This is a genomic window from Catenovulum maritimum, assembly GCF_001050375.1.
Classification (GTDB): domain Bacteria; phylum Pseudomonadota; class Gammaproteobacteria; order Enterobacterales; family Alteromonadaceae; genus Catenovulum; species Catenovulum maritimum.
In genome coordinates this window covers 23,344-38,022 of the sequence record NZ_KQ130511.1, presented here as the reverse complement: position 1 = coordinate 38,022, position 14,679 = coordinate 23,344, and the positions used below count along the sequence as shown (strand labels likewise).

Sequence of the window (14,679 nt, the reverse complement as noted above, 5' to 3'; positions counted from 1 at the left end):
TTTAGCTCTATTAAGGGGCATATTACAAGCCTAGTAGTTTGATTTAAAGTCGAAACCCTGTCTGTGAAGAAAATACTGTTTATATTTTAGATTTAAACTTGCATACCTAAGCTTGAATACTAAAATAAGTGATATAATTTCAATAAATTAGCAGCCTTATGCTTATGTAATTGCTTAACATAAGCACAGAGACTGATTTGTTCACCTAGGTAAAAGGAGACTAGCATGGCAATAGACAAAGCCGATGCCTTAGCTAGATTAGCAGGAAACGAAGATTTATTAAAAATGCTCGTTAATAAGTTTGTTGATCAATATAGTGATTCGGATTCTCAGATAAAAGCCTTACTAGACGAGCAAAAAGTCGATGAAGCGAGAATGCTGGCGCACTCAATTAAAGGTGCGGCGGGTAATTTAAGTATGACGGATTTGTTTGCTCAAGCTAAGGTGGTTGAGGACTCAATAAGAGATACTGGAAATGTCGAACCTGAAGCACTAGAGCGATTAAAGCTTAATTTAGATGATGTTTCGTTAGCCGCTGCCGATATATAACTTAGACTCATGAATAAAAAGTATAAAAATGTCAGATGAATTAGCTAAACAAACCGTTTTAATTGTAGATGACGAGCCTATTAATATTAAAGTATTAGGCCAAGCTCTGGCGGATAGCTATAGGGTTAAAACGGCAATTAATGGCTCAAAAGCTTTAAATATTGTGCAGTCTGCCCAGCCGCCAGATTTGGTGTTGCTTGATATTCAAATGCCTGAGCTAGATGGCTATGAAGTTTTGCTCGCAATGAAACAAAGCGATTTGACTAAAAATATACCTGTCATTTTTATTACGGGCAAAGATGCCGCAGAAGATGAAGCGAAAGGATTAGAGCTTGGTGCTATGGATTATATTCCTAAACCTTTTAATATTCCTGTCGTCAAAGCTCGGGTGCGAAATCAATTAGCGCTAAAACAAAAAGCTGAGTTACTAGAAAAATTAGTCTCGATTGATGGGTTAACTGAAATACCGAATCGACGTAATTATGATGAAAAGCTGCAGTCGGAGTGGCGACGCTGCAACCGTTCTAGAGCGCCGCTTTCTATTATCATGATAGATATAGATAGCTTTAAACCTTACAACGATAATTATGGTCATTCTCAGGGTGATGTAGCCTTGAAAAAAGTGGCGAGTGTTATCAAAAGTAAAGGTAAACGAAGCGGTGATTTAATTGCTCGTTACGGTGGCGAGGAGTTTGTGGTTTTATTACCTGAAACGGATTTACCGTCTGCCGTCGAAATCGCTGAAACTATGCGTCAGGCTGTTGAAGAACTCAAAATTCCGCATGAATACAATCCGGCAAGTGACCATATTACCATTAGCTTAGGTGTGTGGTCTGTTATTCCTGATTTAGATACTTCACCTTTAACTTTGCAAAAACAAGCTGATGATTTGTTATATAAGGCTAAGCAGCAAGGCAGAAATCAAGTCTCGTATACTCTGTAGAGCTAAATCAATATAAATAGCGATAATCAGCTGGAGATAAAAGCCATTTAGGCAAGGCACCTTTCAAAATGATACAACACAGAAGTGAACTGTCTGTGATGGCCCTGATACTCGCAATTTATATTGATTTAGCTCTAAGACGTGTTCAAGTTGAATATTAGATGATAGACGCTGGCTTTAAATATTTACTCAAAAAACGAGAGATAAATAAGTCATTTGCCTTTTCTGGCGAGTTCATTTTTAAATTTTCAGCAAGATGCTTAAGTAATTTGTAATCATTCATGGGTTTTGCAAAATAGTAGCCTTGGCCATAATCACAGCCGATGCTGTCTGCAATAATTTGCATATCTTGCTTAGTCTCTATGCCTTCGGCAATCACTTTTAAACCACATGCATGACCGAGTCTATTTATGGTGCGGACAATTTCGATGTCGGCATCTGAGTTGAGCATGTTTTTAATAAAGCTGCGGTCCACTTTTAATGAATCGAGTGGCAGTTTAGATAGTACAGAGAGTGATGAGTAGCCTGTGCCAAAATCGTCTAATGAAACTTTGCAGCCAAGTTCTCTCAGCTTTTGTAAAAACTCGACCGCTAATTCATAGTTTTCAATTGCGATTGATTCGGTTACTTCAAATACAAAGAGTTGTGGTGGTATGTCTGAGTGTTTGATGAAGAATTTAATTTCATCAAAAAAATCAGGCGTTTCAATACAAGTCGCACTTAGATTAATCGCCATAGTGAAATCGGGATTCAGTACCCTACATTTCGCTAAAGTTTCAATTGATTGTTTTAACACCCAAAGGGTTAAAGCTTGGATGACGCCACAAAACTCTGCTCTTTCGATGAATTCATCTGGTGAGACAAACCCTAAGCTTGGGTGCTGCCAACGAGCGAGAGCTTCGCAGCCAATTATTTTTTGACTTGTAAGGTCGACTTTAGGTTGGTAGGCCAGAAACATTTCGTTGTTTCCCAGCGCAGTTAATATTTGACTGTCGATTTCAACCCTGCGATTAAGTAGTTGTGATGTGACTTGATCTAAATGGCAGTGCTGTTTTTTGTTTTCACTTTGGTCACAGTAACCTAGATACATAGCCATTTGACTAATTACTTTATCTGGTGATTCTGTGTGGAGTAGAACACCTGGAGTCATAGCACTGATAAATCTAGGTTTAATTTCGACAGCTTGACCTGTAGGTAATAATATTGGGGTGTTAAATTTTAAGGTTAGGTTTTCAATTAAGTTAGGTAATTGAGCCTCGTCAAAATTGACTATGTAGGCATCGATTTCTTTTAAGCTGCGGCCAACAATTGCATGCGAAGGTAAGCAGCTAGTGTAGATATCCACCACTTTGATTAATAACCAAGTAATATTTTCGGCACTTAATACACCACGAAGCTGGCTAATACATTCATATTCCATCGCAATAAATAATGATTGGCGGTCTTGCGTCAAGTCGATTAAGTATTGCTGTTTTAATTTTTGGAAAAAGCCGGTTCGGTTTAAAATACCGAGTTCTTTGTCCAAAAGTTGAATATCCATGATTTACCTTTTTACTGCATTAATAGCACTTTCTTGATTGTATGCCTGTAAGGTTAAAAGGCAATAGCAGCTAATCTCCTCGCTTTAGATGTAATAGGCTCTCAGTCAGTAAATGTTAACAATTTCGTAAATTACCCCAATTAATACAGGCTAATAGGTAAATAAATGAATAAAAAACCTTTGTTTGATAACCTTTAGTTAACCAAAAAAACACACTCCATCAGGAAATAATACAAATAGTTTTATAGCCAATATCACGAAAAAAAATGTAAATTTTAGATAATTTAGCCGACCCTTTGGGTTAAACGATAAACCCACCGGCAAGACTAATCTGTGATATTGGAAATGAGGATAAAATGGAAATGGAGCTGGCCAAAAATAATCCGACGCTAGGCTGAGCATCGGATTATTGAAACATTGATGTTTAGGGCATGCTGGTTTGGTTATTCGGATTTATAAAAAGGTTTACACTTTTTACCTGCGAGTTTGCCAACGTTATTAAACACGCTAGTAATTGAACTAGTGGCTGCCCCTTTGGTGGTATTAAATAAGATGTCTTTCACTTCTGAAAACGGGCCATCCAGCGTTTGTTGTACTGGCGCACAGCCTTCGCTATCAAGTAAACCAAACTGAAATTTTTCGAACTGTTTTGCTGCCAAGTTAACATCACCATATAAACCTAAATGATGTGCTTTGGTTTTAATATCGGCCAATTTAAGGTTAATCACTTGATCTGAAATGTTGGCGTTTATATCTATGCTATTAATCTCGGTTGTGCCGCCTGTCGCGGTTGCTGCTGAGCTTAATTCAGCGAGTTGCATCGCCATAACCCCAAGCGGGCCACTGACTAAGAATGCGCCGACATCCAGCAGTGAAGTTTCTTGACTAGATTTAAACGCACTCAGCATTTTATCGAGTTGGATCCCTTTTAAGCCGAATTTATCCGTTGTTAGCTGAACTTGCCCATCCACCCCAGCTAAACCTGGCTTATTGGTGTTGTAGCTAGCGTCCAAAATAGTATTACCGGTAAAGACGCCTGTTGGTAAGACTGGTGAATCCGCTAATATCGGCTTAAACACAGCAAAATTGATTTGTTGCCAATCAATTTTGCCTGCTAATTTAATGATTTTATCTGTCTCTGTGATATCTGTATCTAGGTCGATTTTGCCTTGTGCTAGCTCTAGCTCACCATCTAAATTTGCACCTGCATCTTTAGTTTTTACGGCTATGGCTAAATTTTGCGCCAATGGCGTTAAGTAAATAAATTCAGCAAATTGAATCATTAAGTTTGAGCCGGGTTTCAATTCTGAGAATTGAACCAGTTTTTGCTGTTCGACTAATTTGATTTGATCGAGTGTTAATCCAAATTCAGTTAACGCGAGCCAAGCTTGAGCTGTTGCCGGATCGGTTAAGGTTAACTTGATATTGTCAATGGCTAGCTGGTTTATCGCCAAGTAATGAATTGGTAATTCTGCATCTTCAACCGGCGGCTTAGATACAGTTTGGCTTGTTTGCGCAGGCACTTGTTGTTGTGTTTCAGGAATTCGGTCTGCGGCTGAAATTTGTTCTGGTAATTGATCAGGTATTGGCTCAGCTGTTTGTGCGTTTTCAGCAACCTGTGTTGGCTGTGTGTTTGCTGAAGTTACTTGTTTTACTGTACTCGTGTCAGTCGTCGCATCAGTGGTTTTAGGCGCATTAATCGCTTTAGTGTTACTTTTATTTGTTTTGGCCAGTTTATTATTTTTACCTGATGGTACTTTTGAATTAGCTGCTGTTTTTGCTGTTGGCTGCGCTTCGACTGGTTTAGTTTCTGCTTGGCTTTCTGGTTTAGGTACGAGTAAATCTGCATTTATGTTTGATAGTGATAGCTTACTTACTTCAATATTAATTTGCTCTAAAAAGTCGACATTAGCAGCTAAGTTTAACTGGCCGTCAAAGGTTTCTAAACTTAGTTCGTCAAGTTTAATGCTGCCAGTATCTAAACTTGCAAGCAGCTTAATTTGGTTAATTTGGTATTGGTTAAACTCTACTTTGGCGATTGAGTTTGATATCTGAACACGGATGAGTTCTGGCTTAAGTTGGCCTTGTTCAATGATGCTTAAATCGGATAATTCGAGCATCAATTTAGCTAAGGCTAAGTCCCCTGCTTCGGCTTTAAATGCCAGCTCATCAATACTGAAAACTAAAGATTTAATCAGTACTTGCTCTAAAGGCAATTGTGCCGATTCTGGTGACGGTGATTCCGCAGCTGGATCATTTGATTTAGGCAGGTTGGCCATAGCCGTTTGCAGCTCAAGCAAAGCCGCCTGTGATGATTGGATATAGATATCTTCAATCGCAATTTTCTCAACAATCACTTGTTTATTGATTAGAGGTATCAGGTCAATGTATAGGTAAACTTTAGGTATCTTAACGAGCGTGCCAAATTCATCTTTAAACTCAAGTCCTTCTACCTGAATTGAGGTTGGATTAAAAATAGTATGTGAAATTTGTTCAAGCTTAAGCTCGAATGGCATTTTCTGATTTAAGGTTTTTAGCTGCTCTTGTGCCAGTTTAGTTCTGTCCAGCAGTAAATCTGCCGCTACTACAAGCAAAAAACAGCCAATAACTAAATATCCTAAAACTTTACCTAAACGCATTTTGTTTCCTTAATCTTTACGCTGCCACTCGCCTTCGATGACGTTTCCGCCCTGCTGACGTTCAACATTAACTTGTTGTTCTTCTCTTGTGTGGTTGGTGTGGTTGGGCTGCTGGTGGTGGAAACCACCGCTGAAACCACCCGAAGTGACGACTCTACCAGAAAAGTTTTGCATTAATATTTTGGCAAGTGGTTTTCTGGTAAAGGGTATGGTCAGTAATAAACCAAATGCGTCGGTTATAAATCCTGGGGTAACTAGGAGTACACCTGCGACGAGTATCATCAGGCCTTCTGTAATTGATTGCGCTGGTAATTGGCCCGTGGCCGATTGCGCTTTGATCTCGGCTAATGCTGAGTTGCCCTGTTCTTTAACTAGGTGCGCACCAAAAATGGCCGTTAGAATAACTATGGCTAGTGTTTCCCAGCCGCCGATTTGATCTCCGACTTCGAGCAATAAACCAATTTCAACTATAGGTAATACGATAAATAAAAAAAGTAATTTAAAAAACACGGGAAAATCTCTTTTGGAATTGAATAATTTAAATATGTCCCAAACTAAGTTCTACAAGGCTTAGTTTAATTAAGTTATATTTTGCCACAATTAGTTGTGAACCACTTAACATATTTAGCTTGATAACATAAATTGTTGTACCTAAACCAAAGGTAAGGATTCGTTATGTCTCAATTTATTCAGATCCAAATCAGTTGTGCATCTTCCAGCGAAGCCGAGCAAATTGCCAACGAGCTGGTCAAGGCTAAGCTTGCTGCCTGTTGCCAAATAGTGCCCGAAATCAGTTCGATTTATCATTGGCAAGGAAAACTAGTTCAAGAAAAAGAGACTTTGCTTAAGCTCAAAACTGCACAAATTTACTTTGATAAGATAGCTGATTTAGTTAACCAATTACATAGTTACGAGGTGGTTGAAATTATCGCTTTGCCATTAGTGCAAATTGACAGCCAATATAGTCAGTGGTTAAAAGAAACGCTTAAACTTCCAGCTTAATTAGCAATAAAAGCCGCTAAGTTCGGCAAAAAGTAATAATTTGAAGATAAATCCAGTTTTTTTTGAAAATTTCGTTTCAAATCGATGAAGTTTCTTCTATAGTTACTCAAATTCGATATTTAACTGCCATTCAACGAAGATAGGCATAAAATTGCTAATAAAAGTGGTTTTTAATGAAAAAACATAATCTACTCTTACTTAATGGCCCAAATTTAAACATGTTGGGTAAAAGAGAGCCTGAAATTTATGGCAAAGAAACCTTAGAGCAGATTGTTGAGAAGTTATCTGTTGAAGCTGAGCAATTTAATATTCAGCTTGATCATTTACAGTCTAACTCTGAAGCTGACATCATCAATAAAATACATCAGGCGTTTCAGCAGGTTGATTTCATTATTATTAATCCAGCCGCTTTTACCCACACCAGTGTGGCAATTAGAGATGCAATTTTATCGGTAAATATCCCTTTCATTGAGGTGCATTTGTCTAACGTGCACAAAAGAGAAAAATTCCGTCATCATTCTTATCTATCTGATATCGCAGAAGCTGTTATTTGCGGATTGGGTAGTAAAGGTTACAGCTATGCGCTGGACGCAGCAGCGCGTAAATTAAATTCAATTAACGAATAAAAGAGAGAGTATAAACCATGGCTATGGACATTCGTAAAATCAAAAAATTAATAGAATTAGTCGAAGAATCAGGTATTTCTGAGTTAGAAATCAGTGAAGGTGAAGAGTCAGTACGTATCAGCCGTAACTCTCCTGTAGCAGCTCAACCTGTTCACTATGCAGCGGCTCCTGCACCAGTTGCAGCTCCGGCTCCAGCAGCAGCGCCTGCAGAAGCAGCTCCGGCAGCGGCTCCAGCAGCATCAGGTCACTTAGTTAAATCGCCTATGGTTGGTAGTTTTTATGCTTCTCCTAAGCCAGATGCAGCAGCATTTGCAGCTGTAGGTGACTCAGTTAATGTTGGTGATACTTTATGTATTATCGAAGCGATGAAAATGATGAATGAAATCACTGCTGATAAAGCAGGTGTTATCAAAGCTGTATTAGTTGAAAACGGTGACTCAGTAGAATTCGATCAACCTTTATTCGAAATCGCATAAGAGGCTTTAATTTATGTTAGATAAAGTCTTAATTGCTAATAGAGGAGAAATTGCTCTCCGTATATTGCGAGCTTGTAAAGAGCTTGGCATTAAAACGGTTGCAGTTCACTCAGTAGCGGATAGAGAGTTAAAGCATGTTTTATTAGCAGATGAAACCATCTGTATTGGTAAAGCACCAGCAACTGAAAGCTATCTTAATATTCCTAGAATTATTGCTGCGGCTGAAGTAACAGATTCTGTTGCAATTCACCCTGGCTATGGTTTCTTATCTGAAAATGCAGATTTTGCCGATCAAGTTGAACAAAGTGGTTTTATCTTTATTGGTCCGACAGGCGATTCTATTCGCTTAATGGGTGATAAAGTATCTGCGATTGCAGCGATGAAGAAAGCCGGTGTTCCTTGTGTACCGGGTTCTGATGGTCCTTTATCTGAAGATGCTGATCGCAATATCCAAATTGCGAAGAGAATTGGTTACCCTGTTATTATTAAAGCAGCAGGCGGCGGCGGTGGTCGTGGTATGCGCGTTGTTCGTGAAGAAAAAGATTTAATTAGCTCAATTGAGTTAACTAAACAAGAAGCGGGCGCTGCTTTTAACAATGACATAGTTTACATGGAGAAGTTCTTAGAAAACCCTCGCCATGTAGAGGTACAGGTTTTATCTGATGGCCAAGGTAATGCGATTCATTTAGGTGAGCGTGATTGTTCTATGCAACGTCGCCACCAAAAAGTTGTTGAAGAGGCACCTGCACCGGGTATAACTGAAGAAATGCGTCAGTTTATCGGTGATAGATGTCGTCGTGCTTGTGTTGAAATTGGTTACCGTGGTGCTGGTACGTTTGAGTTTTTATTCGAAAACGGTGAGTTTTATTTCATCGAGATGAATACTCGAATTCAAGTTGAGCATCCAGTAACTGAAATGGTGACTGGTGTTGATTTGATTAAAGAGCAGTTAAAAATTGCTGCAGGTCAGCCATTATCTATCACTCAAGATGATATCAAGATTAAAGGTCATGCGATTGAGTGTCGTATCAATGCAGAAGACCCTGATACTTTTATCCCTTGCGCTGGTAAGATTCAACGTTTCCATTCTCCGGGCGGCTTAGGCGTTCGTTGGGATTCGCACATTTATGCTGGTTATGCTGTACCACCTAATTATGATTCTATGATTGGTAAGTTAATCACTTACGGTGAAAACCGTGGTATCGCAATTGCTCGTATGCAAAATGCGTTAAGTGAGTTGGTTGTTGAAGGTATTAAGATTAATGCACCTTTACAACAAAAGATCATGCAAGATGAACATTTCCAAAATGGTGGCACTAACATCCACTATTTAGAAAAGAAATTAGGTATAGATCACTAAGCTTTAAACTTAAAGTTTGGTATAAAAAAGCCGAAACTTTTGTTTCGGCTTTTTTGATTGAGAAGTCTGTTTTTTAGAATAATACCGTATTAGCAAGGTAAAATTCCTTCTGGAAAGCTAGCTTATTTTAGCTTTGACGGCATCAACTATGGCGATATTGGCCGCTGGAAAATCTATATTATCTAATTCTGTTACCTCAACCCAAGCAACTTCTTGCCCTTCTTTGCCGTGAGCTTCGCCATCAAAATCTTGAATAATATGTGTGTCTAGTTTTACTTTTTTATCACCGTAGTCGTGTTCTACCACTATCAACTCTTGGCTGCTATTCGGGTTGATGCCACATTCTTCATTTAACTCGCGTTGGAGGGCTTCCAACACGGTTTCACCGGCTTCAACTTTACCGCCTGGAAATTCCCATTTTCCACCTTGGTGTTGTTTCGCGTTGCGCTTCGCGAGAAATATTTTGTTCTCGCGAGTAATGACGCCAACTGCAACATGTACGATAGTTTGAGACATTTAGCTTAATTTACCGTGACAGTGTTTGTACTTTTCACCTGAACCACATGGACATGGATCATTGCGACCTACTTTAGCGCCTTCGCGTACATGAGCTTGTGGTCTTTGGTTTAAAGCGTCTTCGTTTTCATGCTGATATTGTTTTGGTGCAGCTTCTGATTGTCTTCTCTTTTCTTCAACTGCTTCAACATCTGACTCTTCGCGAACTCTGACTTTAGATAATACGCTAACCACTTCAACTTTAAGGTTCTCAAGCATTTGTGAGAATAGCTCAAAGGATTCACGCTTATATTCTTGCTTAGGATTCTTTTGGGCGTAACCACGTAGGTGAATGCCTTGACGTAAGTGATCCATAGCAGCTAGATGCTCTTTCCAATGTGAATCTAGTGTTTGCAGCATAATCGCTTTTTCGAAGTGACGAATAACGCCCTCGCCCACTTGCTCTTCTTTTGCTTTGTAATCTGCAACTATACCTTCTAAGATTTTTTCACTTAGTTTTTCTTCGTCTAGTTTGTTGTCTTCTTTTAACCATTGCTGGATTGGGAAGTTAACCATGAAGTCAGATTTCAATCTTTCTTCTAAGCCAGGTACATCCCACATTTCTTCAACTGATTGTGGTGGGATGTAGCTTGCAATAACCCCACTTACGACATCTTCACGAATAACTTGGATGGTTTCGCTGATATCCGTTTCGTCTAATAATTCGTTACGTTGTTGGTAAACCACTTTACGTTGGTCGTTAGCAACATCATCGTATTCAAGTAAGTTTTTACGAATGTCGAAGTTACGAGTCTCAACTTTACGTTGTGCATTTTCAATCGCTTTAGTTACCCATGGATGCTCGATTGCTTCGCCGCGTTCCATACCTAATTTTTTCATTAAGCCGGCAACTCGCTCTGATGCAAAGATTCGCATAAGTGCATCTTCCATTGAAAGGTAGAAACGAGATGAACCTGCATCACCTTGACGACCCGCACGACCACGAAGTTGATTATCGATTCGTCTTGATTCGTGTCTTTCTGTACCTATTATGTGTAAACCACCATTTTCAAGTACTTTGTCGTGACGTTTTTTCCACTCAGTTTTGATGTGTTCAATTTGAGCTTCAGTTGGTGATTTAAGACGTGAGATTTCGTCTTCTGGGTTACCACCTAAAACAATATCCGTACCACGACCTGCCATGTTGGTTGCGATTGTAACCGCACCTGGTTGACCTGCTTGCGCGATAATTTCAGCTTCTTTAGCGTGATATTTAGCATTTAGTACTTGATGTGGAATTTTCTTAGATTTTAAGAATTTTGAAATTAATTCTGAGTTTTCAATTGAAACTGTACCGACTAGGACTGGTCGACCTTGCTCAACACATTGATTTATGTCTTCAACTATCGCTTCGTATTTTTCTTCCGCGGTTAAATAGACTAAATCGGCCATGTCTTTACGTATCATAGGTTTGTTAGTCGGTAAGACTAAAGTTTCTAAGCCGTAAATGTGATTAAATTCGAACGCTTCTGTATCTGCTGTACCTGTCATACCAGATAATTTTTTGTAGATACGGAAGTAATTCTGGAAAGTAACAGATGCTAGCGTTTGGTTTTCGTTTTGAATTTGAACGCCTTCTTTAGCTTCTATCGCTTGATGTAAACCTTCTGACCAACGGCGGCCTTCCATTGTTCGACCTGTATGTTCGTCAACGATCACGATTTGATCATCTTTAACTAGGTAATCAACGTCTTTGTGATAAAGTTTATGCGCTCTTAGTGCAGCGTTAATATGGGTGAACATGCTGATATTAGCCGCTGAATATAAAGAGTCACCCTCAGCTAAAACGCCGTTTTCTATTAACAGTTTTTCTATGTTAATTTGGCCTTGTTCGGTTAAGTGAACTTGTTTAGATTTTTCATCGACGGTGAAATCACCTTCGCTGTTTTCTTCTTCTGTATCTTCTTTATCTGTTTGAATCAGGCTAGGAACAAGTGTATTGATCTTGGTGTAAAGCTCAGAGCTATCTTCTGCAGGCCCTGAAATGATGAGCGGTGTTCTAGCTTCATCGATTAGAATGGAGTCAACTTCATCGACGATTGCATAGGTTAGTTCGCTTTGCGCACGCTCTTCTGGACTAAAGGCCATATTATCGCGCAAGAAGTCAAAACCAAATTCGTTATTGGTTCCGTAAACTATGTCACATGCGTAAGCGGCGCGTTTTTCTACTGGTCCCATGCCAGGGATATTACAACCAACGCTTAAGCCTAAAAATTCAAATAACGGTCTGCTCCATTCAGCATCACGTTTGGCTAAGTAATCATTTACTGTAACAACGTGAACTGAACCCGCTAGTGCATTTAAATACGCAGGTAAAGTTGCAGTTAGTGTTTTACCTTCACCGGTACGCATTTCAGCAATTTTACCTTGGTGTAAAACCATGCCACCAAGTAATTGCACGTCAAAGTGACGCATTTGAAATACTCGTTTCGATGCTTCACGACAAACTGCGAATGCTTCATTTAATATTTGGTCAAGTGTTTCGCCATCCGCTAAGCGCTTTTTGAATTCCGCGGTTTTTTGCTTTAATTCTTCATCACTTAATACTTCATATTCGGCTTCCAAATTATTAATTAGGACAACTGATTTTCTTAGTTTTTTTATGATTCTGTCGTTTCTGCTGCCAAATATTGATGTCAGTATTTTTGTAATCATTTATCTATCCTGACCCTTCTAGTAAGGTTCGTGCTTTGAAAAAATAAAAAACAATCTTATAAATTGTTTTAACGTTGTATTGTTGAGTTAAAGCGCTGTGTGTTTGAGCGTTTAACTATTCTACCTATCGACTTTTGCGGTATACATATTTTAATGGATCAATCTGTTTACCATTTTTAAGAATTTCATAATGTACGTGAGGACCGGTGGAGCGTCCTGTTGAGCCCATTTTAGCGATTTGCATACCTTTAGTAACAATATCGCCAACTGAAACTAATAATTCTTTGTTGTGACCATAACGGGTTTTAAAACCATTGCCATGATCTATTTCAACCATTTTGCCATATCCGTATCTTTGTTCGGCCCAAGTGACAACCCCTGCCCCTGTTGCTATGACTTTTGTGCCTTCTTTTCCAGCAAAGTCAATTCCCTTATGGTGTGCAGGTAATCCTGAAAACGGGTCTTTACGCATACCATAGTATGAAGACAACCAACCTGAGTTAGCTGGTCTACCCGAAATATATATCTGATCACTTATATTGTGGTTAAGCATGACAGATTCAAGTAGGCTTAACTGTCTTTCTTGTTCATTGAAGTCATTTAATAAACTTTGCATTTCTTCAATTAGCTGATGCTGAACAGGTTCAATTTGCATTTGTTCGTCATTTAGCGCTTCTGCCGGTCCACCTACCGCAACTGGTAGGGCAAAGTTAAACTCATCTTTCTGTAATTTGGCGTTATCCGCTAACCTTTCTCCTAAAGCATTAACTCTCAGTGCTTTAGTTTGTAATTCTGCTAATTTTAGTTTTATTGCCGCTAGCTCAGCTTGGGTTTTTGCTTGTAGTTGTTCGAGTATGGCTTTGTGCTCTGCTAACTGCTGTTTTGATTGGCTGAAAGGTGTAGAATGCGCGTTGAGATCATTTTTAGTGAATAACTTATAGCTGTAAACTGAGCCGTAAGCTAAGCTAAAGAGGAGTAACAATAAAAAAAATGCATGCCGAAAGCCTAACTCCCAGCTTAACTCGTAACCACTTTTTTTATATTGAATTAATAATGACATAAGTACACTTAAATGCGCCCAAGACCGAAATCTGCAAAACAAATTTTATCCGAAAAATGGCCTAAACAGCAGGTATCTCCAAATTCACGGAAGTATAACAGTGACATAGCATCTGAGCTAGCGCTTTACATTCCTGAATCATTGAAAGATGTAGTTGTTTTTAAAAGCTTTGATAATAGTAACCTAGTTGTCACTATTCCATCAGCCAATTATCAAATGCAATTCAATGCTATCAAATTGAATTTAATGTCTAATTTAAGAAAAAAATTTCCTCAGTTAATTAACATTAAATGCCAAGTTGAGCCATCAAGACAAGTTCAAACTAAACAATATACAGCTAGCAAGATTAACCCGACAGCAGAAGTGAACCAGAAAAAGCTTTCAAAAAAAGCGACTGAATCTTTAACCTCAATACTACCTGATTTACCTGAAGAACTCGGAAACGCGATCAAAAAACTATTGAAATGAAAAAGCAGCTATACAGCTGCTTTCATATCCTAATCACCAGAAGCAAAATGTTTTACTCTGAAATTTCACCGCAGAAACGGTAACCTTCACCATGGATAGTTGAGATAATCTCAGGTGTGTCAGGTGTTGATTCAAAGTGTTTTCTTAAACGACGAACGGTAACGTCAACTGTTCTGTCATTTGGTTTTAAGTCTCTACCAGTCATTTCTTTGATTAACTGTTCACGAGTTAAAATTTTGCCTGGGTTATCTAAAAGCAGTTTTAAAGCTCTAAACTCACTCTTAGGTAGACGAATATTATCTTGGTCTGGTGCGATTAACGAACGACTATCACAGTCAAGCACCCAGCCGTTAAATTTATATTCTGTTACTGAATCAACTGTTTCTACTGGAGCAGTTTTAGTTCTGCCGAGTAAGTTTCTTGCACGTATAGTTAATTCACGCGGGTTAAATGGCTTAACAAGATAATCATCTGCGCCTATCTCAAGACCTAGAATACGATCAACGTCGTTGTCGCGTCCGGTCAAGAAAATTAGACCCATACTCTTATTTTCACGTAATTCACGAGCTAACATTAAACCATTTTTACCTGGTAAGTTAATGTCCATCACGACTAAGTTTACGTCGTTAGTTTTAAGAATTTGATGCATTTCGTCACCATTCTCTGCAGAGAAGACATTATAGCCTTCTGCTTCAAATAAACTGACTAAAGTGCTTCGAGTAACTGCTTCATCTTCTACGATTAGGATATTATGTGTTTGCATTGGCATTTTTTCTTGTTTAGCTAGTTTAATTATAATAATTTCT

14 protein-coding genes are annotated in these 14,679 nt (G+C 38.8%); 7 read left to right on the top strand and 7 right to left on the bottom strand.

Going from position 1 to position 14,679, the window contains the following annotated elements; genetic code table 11:
• The first annotated feature begins 225 nt into the window (after positions 1 to 225).
• Positions 226 to 549 carry an Hpt domain-containing protein gene (locus XM47_RS17820; protein WP_048695614.1) on the top strand — a complete coding sequence of 108 codons (324 nt, stop codon included), beginning with the start codon at positions 226 to 228 and terminating at the stop codon, positions 547 to 549.
• Between the two features lie 28 nt (positions 550 to 577).
• The gene (locus XM47_RS17815; protein ID WP_048695612.1) at positions 578 to 1,492 is read left to right on the top strand and encodes a diguanylate cyclase; all 915 of its coding nucleotides are present in this window, start codon (positions 578 to 580) and stop codon (positions 1,490 to 1,492) included.
• A 157-nt stretch (positions 1,493 to 1,649) separates the two neighbouring features.
• Here XM47_RS17815 and XM47_RS17810 read toward each other — a convergent pair whose 3' ends face one another.
• From XM47_RS17810 to XM47_RS17800, 3 genes are all read right to left on the bottom strand, one after another.
• Positions 1,650 to 3,032: a putative bifunctional diguanylate cyclase/phosphodiesterase gene (locus tag XM47_RS17810; RefSeq protein ID WP_048695609.1), complete on the bottom strand. Its 1,383-nt coding sequence runs from the start codon at positions 3,030 to 3,032 to the stop codon at positions 1,650 to 1,652.
• Positions 3,033 to 3,475: 443 nt separating this feature from the next.
• Entirely contained in the window at positions 3,476 to 5,671 is a 2,196-nt protein-coding gene (locus XM47_RS17805; protein ID WP_048695607.1) for an AsmA family protein, read from the bottom strand.
• A 9-nt stretch (positions 5,672 to 5,680) separates the two neighbouring features.
• A complete protein-coding gene (locus tag XM47_RS17800) occupies positions 5,681 to 6,181 on the bottom strand; it encodes an FxsA family protein (protein WP_048695606.1) in 501 nt (166 codons plus the stop codon).
• A 165-nt stretch (positions 6,182 to 6,346) separates the two neighbouring features.
• Between XM47_RS17800 and cutA the strand changes: the two genes are divergently transcribed.
• From cutA to accC, 4 genes are all read left to right on the top strand, one after another.
• Positions 6,347 to 6,673 (top strand): divalent-cation tolerance protein CutA, encoded by a 327-nt coding sequence (gene cutA, locus XM47_RS17795; protein WP_048695604.1) that lies wholly within the window; start codon positions 6,347 to 6,349, stop codon positions 6,671 to 6,673.
• A gap of 173 nt (positions 6,674 to 6,846) precedes the next feature.
• A complete protein-coding gene (gene aroQ / locus XM47_RS17790; protein ID WP_048695602.1) occupies positions 6,847 to 7,299 on the top strand; it encodes a type II 3-dehydroquinate dehydratase in 453 nt (150 codons plus the stop codon).
• Between the two features lie 23 nt (positions 7,300 to 7,322).
• Positions 7,323 to 7,775, top strand: coding sequence for an acetyl-CoA carboxylase biotin carboxyl carrier protein (gene accB, locus XM47_RS17785; RefSeq protein WP_048695633.1), 453 nt, complete (start codon positions 7,323 to 7,325; stop codon positions 7,773 to 7,775).
• 13 nt (positions 7,776 to 7,788) lie between these two features.
• Positions 7,789 to 9,135: an acetyl-CoA carboxylase biotin carboxylase subunit gene (accC, locus tag XM47_RS17780; protein WP_048695601.1), complete on the top strand. Its 1,347-nt coding sequence runs from the start codon at positions 7,789 to 7,791 to the stop codon at positions 9,133 to 9,135.
• Between the two features lie 117 nt (positions 9,136 to 9,252).
• On the opposite strand, the gene mutT is transcribed toward accC, so the two are convergent.
• The 3 genes from mutT to XM47_RS17765 form a co-directional block, all read right to left on the bottom strand.
• On the bottom strand, positions 9,253 to 9,651 hold the full coding sequence (mutT, locus tag XM47_RS17775) for an 8-oxo-dGTP diphosphatase MutT (RefSeq protein ID WP_048695598.1): 399 nt from the start codon (positions 9,649 to 9,651) through the stop codon (positions 9,253 to 9,255).
• Entirely contained in the window at positions 9,652 to 12,345 is a 2,694-nt protein-coding gene (gene secA, locus XM47_RS17770; RefSeq protein ID WP_048695593.1) for a preprotein translocase subunit SecA, read from the bottom strand.
• 124 nt (positions 12,346 to 12,469) lie between these two features.
• A complete protein-coding gene (locus XM47_RS17765) occupies positions 12,470 to 13,405 on the bottom strand; it encodes a M23 family metallopeptidase (RefSeq protein WP_048695589.1) in 936 nt (311 codons plus the stop codon).
• A 12-nt stretch (positions 13,406 to 13,417) separates the two neighbouring features.
• Here XM47_RS17765 and XM47_RS17760 point away from each other — a divergent pair, with 12 nt between their 5' ends.
• Complete coding sequence (locus tag XM47_RS17760) at positions 13,418 to 13,873, top strand: hypothetical protein (protein ID WP_048695586.1); 456 nt, start codon at positions 13,418 to 13,420, stop codon at positions 13,871 to 13,873.
• 52 nt (positions 13,874 to 13,925) lie between these two features.
• Here XM47_RS17760 and arcA read toward each other — a convergent pair whose 3' ends face one another.
• Positions 13,926 to 14,636: a two-component system response regulator ArcA gene (gene arcA, locus XM47_RS17755; protein WP_048695630.1), complete on the bottom strand. Its 711-nt coding sequence runs from the start codon at positions 14,634 to 14,636 to the stop codon at positions 13,926 to 13,928.
• Positions 14,637 to 14,679 lie beyond the last annotated feature (43 nt).